This is a genomic window from Kitasatospora sp. NPDC094016, from assembly GCF_040304045.1.
Lineage (GTDB): Bacteria > Actinomycetota > Actinomycetes > Streptomycetales > Streptomycetaceae > Kitasatospora.
On sequence record NZ_JBEOUK010000033.1, the window covers coordinates 21,356 to 33,731 of the forward strand.

At 75.2% G+C, this 12,376-nt stretch carries 10 protein-coding genes; 2 read left to right on the forward strand and 8 right to left on the reverse strand.

The window, feature by feature from the left end; translation table 11 throughout:
* Window positions 1-24: 24 nt before the first annotated feature.
* The 4 genes from ABT015_RS26355 to ABT015_RS26370 form a co-directional block, all read right to left on the reverse strand.
* Window positions 25-1,368, reverse strand: coding sequence for an ABC transporter ATP-binding protein (locus tag ABT015_RS26355; RefSeq protein WP_350883188.1), 1,344 nt, complete (start codon window positions 1,366-1,368; stop codon window positions 25-27).
* Window positions 1,369-1,524: 156 nt separating this feature from the next.
* On the reverse strand, window positions 1,525-2,712 hold the full coding sequence (locus tag ABT015_RS26360) for an alpha/beta hydrolase (RefSeq protein WP_350883190.1): 1,188 nt from the start codon (window positions 2,710-2,712) through the stop codon (window positions 1,525-1,527).
* A 60-nt stretch (window positions 2,713-2,772) separates the two neighbouring features.
* Window positions 2,773-5,508: a molybdopterin-dependent oxidoreductase gene (locus ABT015_RS26365; RefSeq protein ID WP_350883192.1), complete on the reverse strand. Its 2,736-nt coding sequence runs from the start codon at window positions 5,506-5,508 to the stop codon at window positions 2,773-2,775.
* Window positions 5,505-6,404, reverse strand: coding sequence for an FAD binding domain-containing protein (locus ABT015_RS26370; RefSeq protein ID WP_350883194.1), 900 nt, complete (start codon window positions 6,402-6,404; stop codon window positions 5,505-5,507). Before ABT015_RS26370 ends, ABT015_RS26365 begins: the two co-directional genes overlap by 4 nt.
* 505 nt (window positions 6,405-6,909) lie before the next feature.
* On the opposite strand from ABT015_RS26370, the gene ABT015_RS26375 reads away from it, so the two are divergent.
* Window positions 6,910-7,362 carry a hypothetical protein gene (locus ABT015_RS26375; protein WP_350883196.1) on the forward strand — a complete coding sequence of 151 codons (453 nt, stop codon included), beginning with the start codon at window positions 6,910-6,912 and terminating at the stop codon, window positions 7,360-7,362.
* 11 nt (window positions 7,363-7,373) lie between these two features.
* On the opposite strand, the gene ABT015_RS26380 is transcribed toward ABT015_RS26375, so the two are convergent.
* From ABT015_RS26380 to ABT015_RS26395, 4 genes are all read right to left on the reverse strand, one after another.
* Window positions 7,374-8,003: a hypothetical protein gene (locus tag ABT015_RS26380; RefSeq protein ID WP_350883198.1), complete on the reverse strand. Its 630-nt coding sequence runs from the start codon at window positions 8,001-8,003 to the stop codon at window positions 7,374-7,376.
* A 141-nt stretch (window positions 8,004-8,144) separates the two neighbouring features.
* Window positions 8,145-8,582 (reverse strand): cupredoxin domain-containing protein, encoded by a 438-nt coding sequence (locus tag ABT015_RS26385; protein WP_350883200.1) that lies wholly within the window; start codon window positions 8,580-8,582, stop codon window positions 8,145-8,147.
* On the reverse strand, window positions 8,582-9,049 hold the full coding sequence (locus ABT015_RS26390) for a hypothetical protein (protein WP_350883202.1): 468 nt from the start codon (window positions 9,047-9,049) through the stop codon (window positions 8,582-8,584). The genes ABT015_RS26385 and ABT015_RS26390 overlap by 1 nt, the downstream gene beginning before the upstream one ends.
* Window positions 9,050-9,369: 320 nt before the next feature.
* Entirely contained in the window at window positions 9,370-11,004 is a 1,635-nt protein-coding gene (locus tag ABT015_RS26395; RefSeq protein WP_350883204.1) for a purple acid phosphatase family protein, read from the reverse strand.
* Window positions 11,005-11,257: 253 nt separating this feature from the next.
* Here ABT015_RS26395 and ABT015_RS26400 point away from each other — a divergent pair, with 253 nt between their 5' ends.
* Window positions 11,258-12,376 carry an NAD-dependent epimerase/dehydratase family protein gene (locus tag ABT015_RS26400; RefSeq protein WP_350883206.1) on the forward strand — a complete coding sequence of 373 codons (1,119 nt, stop codon included), beginning with the start codon at window positions 11,258-11,260 and terminating at the stop codon, window positions 12,374-12,376.

Here is a 12,376-nt window from a genome sequence, read left to right on the forward strand (position 1 = left end):
GAACCCGCCCGCCGGCTCGGCGCGTCACCTCACCCACGCCGAGCCGGCGGGCGCCATCGCGCCCGGGCCCGCCGCTCCACGGCCCCTGGTCCGGGACCGCCCCGGCGCCGCCCCCAACCGCACCACCGCGTCCGCGTGTTCGCGCACCGGCGGCAGGTCGTGGCTGATCAGCGCCAGCGCCACCCCGCGCTCGACCCGCAACCGACCCAGCAGGGTCATGATGCCCGCGGCCGTCTCGGCGTCCAGCCCCGAGGTCACCTCGTCGCACAGCAGGACGTCCGGCCCGGCCGCCAACGCCCGGGCGATGGCGACGCGTTGACGCTGACCGCCGGACAGCTCGGCCGGGTGCCGGGCGGCCAGGCCTGCGGGGAGGCCGACGGCGGCCAGCAGTTCGGCGACCCGGCCGGGGCACTGCTCGTGCGGGGTGGTGTGGTGCAGCCGCAGCGGCCGGGTGAGGGTGGCGCCGACGGTCCGGGCCGGGTTGAGCGCGCCGAGCGGGTTCTGCGGGACGAGTTGGACGCGGCGGCGCTGCTCGCGGGTGCGGGCGTGGTGCGAGCCGGCCAGCGGGGCGCCGTCCAGGGTGAGGGTGCCGCCGGTGGGCGGGTGGAGCCCGGCGAGGACCCGGACCAGGGTGGTCTTGCCCGTGCCGGAGGGGCCGATGATGCCGGTGCAACTGCCGGGGGCGAGGTGCAGGTCGACCCCGGCGAGGATCCGGCGCCGCCCGCGCCCGTACCCGACGTGGGCTTCGACGCCGAGCGCGGCCAGCCCGACGGCGGTGCGCGCCGCGACCGGTCCGGACGTACGGCCGGCCTCGGCCCGGACGGCGTCGCCGCCCGCCCCGGGGCGGGCCGGGGCGAGGACGTGCACCTCGTCGGCGCAGCGGGCGACGAAGGCGGCGTCGTGGCTGGCGAGCGCGACGGCGATGCCGTGCCGGCGGGCGAGTTCGCGCAGCAGGTCGGCGATCTCGTCCCGCAGGGCAGGGGCCAGGCCGGCGCCGGGTTCGTCGAGGAGCAGCAGGTCGGGGCGGCGGGCGAGGGCCCGGGCGAGGGCGACGCGGCGCTGCTGGCCACCCGAGAGGGCGCCGGGGAAGGCGAGCCGGTGACGGCGCAACCGGCGCAGCGCTTCGGGGGCGAGGGCGAGGACGTCCTGGCCGAGGACGGTGACCAGTCCGGTGGCCCGGGCGCCTGGGGGCAGGGCACCGGCGAGGGCGTGCAGCAGGGTGGTCTTGCCCGCGCCGGAGGGGCCGGTGACGGCGTGCACGCGCCCGGGGCGCAGGTCGAGGCTGACCGGGGCGAGCAGCGGGGTGCCGTCCGCGAGGGCGATGGCGAGCCGGTCGACCCGGGCGGTCGGGTTCTCGGTCACTGTCATTGCGCGCGTCCTCCCCCCGAATCGGAATCACTTAGGTTTGCCTACCCTGAAGTTGAGCCCCCAGGCAACCCTCCTGCCACACAATGGCTCAGGAGTGACCACCCCGCCGACGTTCTCGGCCGCCGTCCGGCCGTCGGCACCAGGGGGCGGCCGGCGTCACCGCGGGTCGCGCAGGTGGTCGCTCAGCCAGGTCAGCGACGGCGGGAGCAGCCTGGTCCAGGTGGTGAAGTTGTGCCCGCCGGTCTCCACGGTGGCCTGGGTGACCACCAGCGGCGGGCGGGCGGCCGCGGCGAAGGCCACGGAGTCGGCGTAGCCGTGGCCGTCCTCCTTGCTGTCGGCGAGGAGGACGGCGAGGGCGGGCATCGGCAGGTGGGCGAGGCGCCAGTTCAGGTCGGCCTCGTCGCGCCGCTGCCGGCTGCCGCCGAAGAGGTCGCCGGTGGTCGCGTCCTCGGCGGCCTTGAAGTAACCGGACAGCGAGACCGCCACCGGGAAGGTCTCCGGGTGGACCATGCCGAGTTTGACGGCGCAGTAGCCCCCGGTGGAGTCGCCGATCACGCCGAGGGAGCCGGTGCCGTCGAGCACCCGGTAGGAGGCTCGCAGGTCGGCCGGCACGTCGGTGGTGAAGTAGCGCTGGGCCTGCGGGCCGTTCGGGACGTCCTCGCACTCGCTGTCGCGCGGCATCGACGGCGAGGGGCGCACCAGCACCAGCACGGTCGGCTTCATCGTCCCCCGGCGCAGCAGGTCGAGTTCGTACGCGGGGTAGCGCAGTTTGGTGACCAGGTTGGCGGCGTCCCCCGGGAAGCCGGTCATCACCAGGGCGGCCGGGAAGTGCCGGGTCTCGGCGCCGGGGCGGAAGTACTGCGGAGGCAGGTAGACGTACCCGTCGGTGCTGAGCCCGGTGGTGCCGCCGGGCAGCCGGACCCGGTCGAGCCGCCCGATGGTGGCCGGGTCGCGGTCGGCCCCGTCCGCGCCGGTGATCTCCGCGGTGCCGAGCACCTGCACCCCGGCGGGCACCTCGGCCGGGGCGCTGCCGGGGGTGCCGGAAGGGGTGCCGGAGGGGACGGCGGTCGGGCTGACGGACGGGCCGCCCGTCTGGATGACGCCCGTCCCGCGGTCGCGCCCGAACAGGTCCGACCAGCTGCTGTAGAACACGAAGTCGTCGTTGACGGCGAGCCCGAGGGTGGCCAGCAGGGCGAACTGGGTGACGGCGATCGTGCCGAGCCGCAGGAACACCGCGGGCCAGCTGCGGACGGCCAGCCGGGGCCAGACCCAGAGCGTGCCGAGCACCGTGAACACCGCGAACAGTGCCACCAGCGCCAGCAGCTTGTGACTGGTGAGTCCCATCCGGCCTCCCTGGGGCGCGTCCGACAGCGCGACCCAGGGTAACCAGGGCGGGACCGAACGTCACTCCCGCCGGTCGGCGAGCGCCTGCCAGACCTGGTCGCGCAGGAACGGCGGGTCGGTGAAGCGGATGCCGGTGGCGTCGCGCAGGGCGTTGGCGAAGGCGGGGGCGACCGGGTTGAACGGGCTCTCGCTCATCGACTTGGCGCCGAGCGGGCCGATCGCGTCCGAGGTGGTCGAGAAGTGCACCTCGGTGCGCGGCACGTCGGCGTACGCGGGCAGGCGGTAGCGACGGAAGGCGGCCGTGGTGACCTCGCCCCGGTCGTCCAGCAGCACCCGTTCGAACAGCGTCGCGCCGAGCGCCTGGGCGACCCCGCCCTCGACCTGCCCGCGGCACTGCATCGGGTTCATCACCCGCCCGGCGTCGGCGCCGTGCACGCTGCGCAGGATCCGGATCTCCCCGGTGTCCGGGTCGACGGCCAGGCGGAACCACTGCGAGTTGAACGCCACCGAGCGCGGCGAGCCGCCCCAGTGCCCGGTGCCGACGAGGTCGACGCCGCGTTCGCGCGCCGCCGCGTGCAGTTCCTTCAGCGGGATGCCGCGCCCGTCGCAGTCGACGGCCTCGGCGCCGAGCCGGACCAGGCTGCGCGGGGTCCGCGCGTACTCGGCGGCGAAGTCGGTCAGCCGTTCGGCGAGCGCGTTCGCCGCCCGCATCACCGCCTTGCCCGCGACCACCGTCCCGGCCGAGCCGAAGGCGCCGGTGTCGTGCCGGACGACGTCGGTGTCGGACTGCCGGATCGCGATCCGGTCGACGGTGGTGCCGAGCGCGCCCGCGGTGATCTGCTGGTGCACGGTGGTCGTGCCGTTGCCGAACTCGGCCGTCCCGACGGCGACGTCGTAGCCGCCGTCCTCCAGCAGGGCGACGGCGGCGTCGGCGAAGTGCCCGCCGGGCGGGCCGGTGGCGATCATCGCCATGGCGAAGCCCTGCCCGACCAGCCAGCCCTCGGGGGCGTCCGCCGCGCTGCGGTCGTTCGCGAGCGCGTCACGGACGACTTGCAGGCACTGGTCGAGGCCGTAGCTGGCGATGTGCAGGTCCTCCTCCTCGCCGCCGGGGCTGAGCAGGTGCTCGCCGGGGCCGATGACGTTGCGCTCCCGGAACTCCAGCGGGTCGATGCCCAGCCGACGGGCCAGTTCGTCCATCGCCGACTCCACCGCGAAGGTCACCTGCCCGAGCCCGTAGCCCCGGAAGGCGCCGGCCGGCACGCAGTTGGTGTACACCGAGTACGCCTCGACCTTCTTGTGCGGCACCCGGTAGACGCCCATCGACTCGCCGACGCTGTGGAACATCACCGCCGGGCCGTGGTTGCCGTACGCGCCGGTGTCGGACACCACCCGGAAGCTCAGCGCCGTGAGCGTGCCGTCCGCCTTCGCGCCCGCCTTGACGGTGATCGTGAACGGGTGCCGGGTGGTGGCGCCGTAGAACTGCTCGGCCCGGGTGAACTCCAGCTTTACCGGCCGGCGCAGCCGCAGCGCCGCCAGCACCGCGATGTCCTCGGTCAGCATCTCCTGCTTGCCGCCGAAGCCGCCGCCGACCCGGCCCGCCACCACCCGGACGTCCTCCTCCGGCAGGTCGAACAGGGCGCAGAGCGCGCGCCGGGTGAGGAACGGCACCTGGGTGCTGGAGCGCACCACCAGCCGCTCGCCGGCACCGTCCTCCCGCTCCTCGAAGGAGACCACGCAGCCGTGCGTCTCCAGGCTGGCGTGCTGCACCCGCTGGGTGCGGAAGGTCTCCTGGTAGACCGCGTCGGCCTCGGCGAAGCCCTGCTCCACGCTGCCGATCTCGCCGTGCACCTCGCCGCACACGTTGTTCTCCGGCCGGGCGATCCGGGCCTGCGGCCCCTTGGCGTGCAGCACCGGTGCGCCGGGCGCCATCGCCTCCTCCGGGTCCAGCACGTACGGGAGTTGCTCGTACTCGACGGCGATCCGGCGGCAGCCCTCCTCGGCGGCGGCCTCACTGTCGGCGACCACCGCGGCGACCCGCTGGCCGACGAAGCGGACCACGTCGTCCAGCAGCCGGGTGTCGTCCGGGTCCTCGGTCGGGTGCTCGTGCCGGGCCGAGGAGTACAGCCGCTCGGGCGCGTCGTGGTGGGTGAACACCGCGTGCACGCCGGGCACCCGCAGGGCGGCCGCGGTGTCGATGGTGACGATCCGGGCGTGCGGGTGCGGGGAGCGCAGCAGCTTCAGGTGCAGCAGCCCCGGCACCTCCACGTCGAAGGTGTACCGGGCGGTGCCGGTGACGACCTGCGGCCCGGCGGGCGCGCCGAGGCTGCGGCCGACGGCGCGGCCGGCCTCGGGCTCCTCGGTGTGCCGGACGCCGCGGATCGCGTCCTCGATCGCCCGGTAGCCGGTGCAGCGGCACAGGTTGCCCTTCAACGACCTGGGGAGGTCGACGAGTTGCTCCTCGTCGAGGGCACTGGTGGTCATCAGGAAGCCGGCCGTGCAGAAGCCGCACTGGAAGCCCTGGGCGTCCAGGAACCGCTGCTGCATCGGGTGCAGTTCGCCGTCCTTGGCCAGGCCCTCCACCGTGGTGACGCACCGCCCCTCGGCGCGTGCCGCCGGGTAGAGGCAGCTGTGCACCGGGGTGCCGTCCACCTGCACGGTGCAGGCGCCGCAGTCGCCGGCGTCGCAGCCCTTCTTCACCCCGAACCAGCCGCGCTCGCGCAGGTAGGTGCGCAGGCACTGGCCCGGGCGGGGCTCGGTGTCGAAGTCCCGTTCGTTGACGCGGATCGAGAAGCTCATGCGGCGGCCTCCTCGGCCAGGTCCGGTCCAGCCGAGCCCGGGCCGGCCAGGTCCGGTCCGGCCGTGCCCGGCGGGGCCGGGCGGGCGGGGTCCAGTTCGCGGCGGATCTGCTCGGCGAACCGGAAGGTCAGGTGCCGCCGCCAGGCGGGCAGTCCGTGGATGTCGTCGACGTACTCCTCGGGCCGGATGCCGCCTCGGACCGCCTCCTCGACGGCGGCCGCGTTCGGCCCCGGCGGGAACCAGAGCCGGATCGGGCGGACGGTGGCGGCGGTCACCGTGATGGTCAGCGAACCGTCCACCGGATCGAGGGTGCCGATCAGCAGCGCGCCGGAGCGGCCCAGCCCGTACAGCGAGGCCTGACGGAACGCCGTCCGGGCCGCCAGCGCCCGGCCCGGCAGGGTGATCGAGCGCAGCAGCTCACCCGGCCGCAGGTCCTTGACGCCGGCGCCGGTGACGAACTCCGCCACCGGGACGCGGCGCTGCTCCCCCGACGGGGCCCGCAGCAGGCAGACCCCGTCCAGGGCGGCGGTCAGCGAGATCATCGGGCCGGCGGGCAGGCCGTTGCACAGGTTGCCCCCGACGGTGGCCATGTTCCAGATCTTCCAGGAGGCCAGGAACGCCCGGCAGCACTGCTCGAACAGCGGCGCCGCCGCCCAGGCCGCGGGCTTGGGGTGGCGGGAGAGCTGGGCGACCGTGCAGGTCGCGGCGATCTCCAGGCCGCCGTCCGGGGTCGGGGTGAGCGGTTCCCAGCCCATCCGGCCGAGGTCGATCAGCCGGCGGATGTGCGGCTGCGGTTCGGAGAACAGGTACGTCCCGCCGCCGAGCCAGGCGTCCCCGGGCCGCCAGGTGCCGCCCCGGCGGGCGTCGCACAGCTCGGCCACCGTGTTCAGATCCATGTCGCTCCATCGCCCCCGGCCGGTCCCGTTCCTTCGGTACGGCGATTGAAGCCTCGGCGACCGGCCGGGCACGAGTGGGCCCGCACACCAGTCGCACCCGGCCCCACCTGGTCGATCGTCCAACCGCGGGGCTCCCCCACCTGCGCCAACTTCGACAAGGGTGTCGAAGTTGGCGTGAGGGCCGGGCTATGCTGTCCCGAAGTCCGAGGATGACCCCCCCTTGCCCCGTCGACGAACGCACCAGCATGGCGCGCCCGACCGGAAGGAGGCGAGACGCATGGACAGCAGCAGTGCGGGCCGCACCACCCGCCCCCACCCCCACATGCCCCGGTCCGCCTCCGGCAGACGGTGAGCACGGCCGAGACGGTGAACGCACCCGTCACCCAGCCTTTCTGACGTCACGTCAGGCTTTTTCGACGTCAAGTCACCCACGTCGGCCCTGCCGCCACCGCCGTCCGCGGCCCCTTCACCCGCCCCGGTCTCCCCCGCCGAGGAGAGGTATCCCATGACGACGTCCCGGCCCTACCCGCGCCCCGCCGAAGCAGCGGTGCTGCTCACCGTCCTCGCCCTCCTCGTCGCCGAGGAACTCGCCCTCGGCATGGCCGAGGAGGAGGACCGCCCGGTCATCAACGCCATCCTGATCGGCGCCTCCGGCTCCGGCCTCCTGGCGGTCGGCGCGGTGCTGCTCGGGCGCTGGCTCGACACCCGCCGCCCGCTCCCGTTACCCCCGCCCGGCCCCAACGGCCGCGAGTACAGCGCCCGCGCCCTCGAGGACTTCCCGATGGACGCCGTACGCCCGCTCCTCCTCGCCCACCAGGCCCCGCAGCTGGGCCAGTTGTACTCCGCCTGGATGCTCGCCCGGGCCGGCCGACCGGCCCCGTGGATCGCCCGCCGACTCGGCATCCCGCTCGACGCCGCCCACCTCCTCGTCGACGCCGCCCGCACCCGCCACGACTGATCCGGCGGGCGTCAGCGGCGCCGGCCGGGCGCCCCCGCGCCCGCCTGCGCCAGCAGGAACGGCACCAGGCCGCGCTCCGCCAGCGCCGACCGCCAGGCGTCCCGCGCCAGCCCCAGCTCCCCCAGGACGCCGACCTCCCCTCCGGAGTCCACCACCCTCGGCCGCGAGGCCGCGCCCAGCAGCCCCAGCCCGCCCACCAGCAGGCTCACCGCGGCCACCCCGGCCGCCACCCACCCGGCGCCGACCAGCGCGCGCCCGAGCACCTCGCCGTCGTCCGCCAGCCCCAGCGCGTACCCGAGCAGCAGGAAGATCGCGGCGGCCACCCCGGCGACGATCGGCACGATCACCCCCAGCACCCCCCACCACCCGGACACCCGCTGGCGCCCCGGCTCGTCCACCGGCAGCCGCGCGACCGCGTCCTGGTCCGCCCGCAGCGCCGCGTACCGCTCGTACTCGGGCGCCGCCGCCGCCAGCACGAACTCCGCGTTCTCCCGGGCGCTCCGCCGCAACCGCTCCACCCCCGGCCCCTCGTCCCCCACCGCCCGCAGGGCCGCCCGCACCTGCGACCCGGCCAGCGCCCTCCCCAGTTCCGTCTCGAAGTCGGCCCGATCCTGCTGCGGCAGTCGAAGCGGCCTGTCCATGCCGTGCCCCCGTTCGCTGTTTCTCCTAGTTCTACAGAACTGTAGAACATGGCGGCGGATAGCAGCAGCCCCGTTCACCTGTGGGCTTGCGATTCAGGAGCGGCCGCACCCGGCACCCGCGCGGCCCACGGACCGGTCGGCTCAGGACACCGTCAGGATCCCCCGCATGAAGTGGTGCAGGCTGCACAGGTACGAGGAGGCCCCCTGCCGGGCCGGCGCGGTGAAGGTCGCGGACGCGCCCGGGGCGATGACGCCGGTGTCGAACCCGCGGTCCTGGGCGGTGAGGGTGTGGTCGACGGTGTCGGCGTTGCGGACCGTGACGACGGCGCCAGGGCGGACGGTGAAGTCGGCCGGCTCGAACACGAAGTCCCTGATGACCACCGCCCCCGGGGCGGGAGCGGTGGCCGAGGACGGCGAGGCGGCCGGGGCGGGTGGAGTCGCCGAAACGGACCCGGTCGGCCCCGGGCCCGAGGTCGATCCCGAGTCCGGGCCCGAATCCGGGCCGCCCACGCGGACGGAGCAGGCGGCGAGGGCGGCGCCGAGGAGCACGGCGGCCACGGCCCGGGCCCGCGACCGCATCAGGACCCGAAGAGCGGGACCCGCCGGGCGTCCGAGGACGCGGGCGGCGTGGCGCCGAGGTCGGAGACCGTGGCGATCAGGACGGCGTCCGCGCCCGGGATCCAGTTGACCGTCTTGGACTGGACGACGAGCTGGCGCTGCCGCGCCGTCCCGTCGCAGATCACGTCCGCCTCGGCCGTCCGGCTGGAGCCGAAGGCCATCGAGGAGGTGTCCTCCGGGTCCCGCTGCTCGACCGAGACGGTGAGCGAGCGGGCCTCCTCCGCAACCCCGCAGACGTACTCGACGTCGACCCGGACCCGGCCGGGGACCTTCGGGTCGATCCAGGCCTCACCGAGAGTGACGCCCGTGGGGGCCGAGTCCCCGTCCCGCACCCGGGCCGGGGCGCCCGCCGAAGCCGCGGCCGGCGCCGGGTCGGCGGCCAGGGCGGGTGCCGTGAGCCCGCCGAGGGCCGTGGTGAGGGCCGTCACAATGATCCACCGCTGCACTGCCAACCTCCCATAGCTGAAACCGTGTTGCGGCCGACGCTAACCGCCCCGCCAGTGGCCCGCGCGCCGGCGCGGGCACCCGTCGCACGGACAGCCCAGCCACGGCGGCGGCCGCCGTCACCAACGGCCCAACCCGCCGCCCGACCGACCGTCACCACCGGACCGCTCCGCCACGACGACCCTCCGTCACCAGCCACCCCGCATGGACCAGCGCCCGCCCGGCCGCCCTCCCCGGAGCCGCCTGAACGGACGAGGGGCCCGCCGCGCGGTACGCGCGACGGGCCCCTCGAAGACGCGAGGCGTTACCGGCGCCCGGCGCCGACCCCGGAGCCGGTGTTCTCGTCCTCGCCCTGGTCGCCGTTCCGGCCGCCGTAGCGGTCGTCGTTCCGGTCCCGGTCGCCCCAGCCGTCGCTGCGGTCGCGGTACAGGGTGAAGCGGTCGAAGAGCACCGGCGTCGGGAACGGGTTCGCGGCGGTGGCGGGCGGCGAGTGGTAGTAGCTGACGGTGATGGTGGTGCGGCCACCCGGCAGCGCCCCGGGGTCGACGTCGAAGACCGCGACACCGTACGGGAAGGCGGTGTCCGGGTCGGTGACCGCGGACCAGTGGGCCTTCTCCTTCGCGTCCGGGTCGGCCTTGAAGATGAGCCGCTGGGTGCGCACGGAGGCCTGGCGGACGCCGTCCGCGTCCGCGGGCAGGTAGACGTCGTCGTGGCCGGCGGTGCCGCCGCCGCCGAGGATCAGGTGGACTGTGCCCTGCGAGGTGTCGATCCGGCGCAGGTCGTCGTCGGCGACGGCCGGGGTGAGCAGGCCGCCCGGCTCGGTGCCGCGGACGGGGTGGGTGCGCTCGTAGTCGTGGTCGTGCCCGGCCAGGACGAGGTCGACGCCGTAGCGGTCGAGCAGCGGCAGCAGCTTCTCGCGGATGCCCATGTCACCGCCGTGGCTGGCGGCCGAGGAGGACATCGCGAACTGGTGCAGGTTGACGACGACCCAGTCCACCGCGCGGCCGCGCCGGGCGCGTGCCAGGGTGCGTTCCAGCCAGCGGAGTTGGGCGCCCTCGCTGTAGTCGCTGAGGTAGATGGACTCGCCGGTGGCCGGGTCGAGGCTGGCGTCGTCCTCGACGGCGATCTCGTTGCCGTCGAGGCTCACGAACAGCACCGAACCGACCTGGAAGCCGTACCAGTTGCCGCAGTAGTCGCGGGTGCCGTTGTCGGGCAGTTCGAAGCGGGTCAGGTAGGAGGCGTAGCCGAGGTCCCCGCCGCCGGCCTCGACCTCGTGGTTGCCGGGCGCGGGCATCCAGGGCCGACTGGCGGCCGACTTGGCGAGGTTGTTCATGAACGCGTTCCAGCACTGCGGCTGGCGCTGCGGGTTGTTGTTGGCGTACGCGAGGTCGCCGTTGAGCAGGTGGAACAGCGGCGTGAACTGCTCGACCTGGCGGACGGCGGCGGCGCCGTGGATCGAGGACTTGCTGAACGCGTTGTCGCCGGTGCCGAGATCGCCGAAGCTGGTGAAGCGGAACGCGGCCCGGCCGCGCGCGGGCGCGGTGCGGAAGGTGCCGCGCACCGGGCCGGAGCCGTCGTGCAGCACCTCGTAGACGTACGTGGTGTCGGGCCGCAGGCCGTCCAGGCGGACGTGGTGGGTGTACGTCTCGACCTTGTTGAGCCCGTCGACGTAGGTGCGGGTCTCGGCGTCCACCGTGTGGCCGGCGCCGCCGCGCGGGGTGCCGATCCGCACCCGGGGGCGGCGCACGGTGGCGGCCGTCGCCCAGGAGACGGTCATCTCGCGGGACGGCTCGTTGCCCCACTGGAGGTGGATCTGTTCCGGTCCGGGGGTGCCCGCCAGGGCCGGCTGCGTCCAGAGGAGGGTGGACGCGGGCAGCGCGGCCAGCGCACCTGCCGCGGTACCCGTCCGAAGGACCGTTCTGCGCGAGGGATGTGACACTGCCGCCTCCAAGGCTCCGGGAAACGCCCAGGAGGGTCCCAGTCGGACCGGGCGCCCGGGCCACCGGCGAAGGTTCCTCCGGCGAACGCCAGTTGAACGCCGGATCGGATCGGTCGGCGATCCTCCGTCACACCCGTCACGCCCGTCACGCCTGTTACGCCTGTTACGCCTGTTACGCCGGAAGGATTACCGGTCTCTGACGGCCGGTCCGTCCACGCCCGATCCGCCGCACCGCGCGGCTAGCGTCGGCGGCATGGAGATTCTGGTCACCGGCGGAGCCGGGTTCATCGGGTCGGCCGTGGTCCGCGCACTGGTCGCGGCCGGGCACGGGGTACGGGTGCTGGACGCGCTGCTGCCCGCCGTCCACCGCTCGGGGCGGGCCCCCGAACTGCCCGGGGGCGTGGCCTTCGAGCAGGGGGACGTCCGGGACGCCGCCGCCGTACGGCGGGCGCTGGCCGGGGTGGACGCGGTCTGCCACCAGGCGGCGATGGTCGGCCTCGGGCTGGACCTCGACGACGCCCCCGCCTACGCGGGCTGCAACGACCTCGGCACGGCCGTCCTGCTCGCCGCGATGGCCCGCGACGGCGTCCGCCGCCTCGTCCTGGCCGGCTCGATGGTGGTGTACGGGGAGGGCCGCTACCGCTGCCCCGCGCACGGCGACGTCGCCCCGGGCCCGCGCCGCCCGGCCGACCTGGAGGCCGGGCGCTTCGAGCCGCCCTGCCCGGCCTGCGGCCGCGCCCTGAGCCCCGGCCTGGTCGGCGAGGACGCCCCGGCCGACCCGCGCAGCGTGTACGCGGCCACCAAGCTCGCCCAGGAGCACCTGGCCTCCGTGTGGGCCCGGACCTGCCAGGGCGCCGTCCTGACGCTCCGCTACCACAACGTGTACGGCCCGGACATGCCGCGCGACACCCCGTACGCGGGGGTCGCCTCGCTGTTCCGCTCGGCGCTGGCCCGGGGCGAGGCCCCCCGGGTGTTCGAGGACGGCGGCCAGCGCCGGGACTTCGTCCACGTCGAGGACGTCGCCGCGGCCAACCTCGCCGCACTGGAGGCCCTGGCCGCCCGCGCGCCGGGCAGCTCCCGCGCCTACAACGTGGGCAGCGGCGAGGTCCGCACGATCGGCGAGCTGGCCGGGGCGCTGGCGGCGGCACACGGCGGCCCGGCGCCACTGGTGACCGGCGAGTACCGCCTGGGCGACGTCCGGCACATCACCGCCGACTCCTCCCGGCTGCGCGCCGAACTCGGCTGGCGCCCGCAAGTGTCGTTCCCCGCCGGGATGGCCGAGTTCGCGGCGGCACCGCGGCCCGACGCCACAGCTGACGGCCCGTCCGATGTCGGCCGGAACTCGCCGGTGAAGAGCGGAGGATGGAGCTAG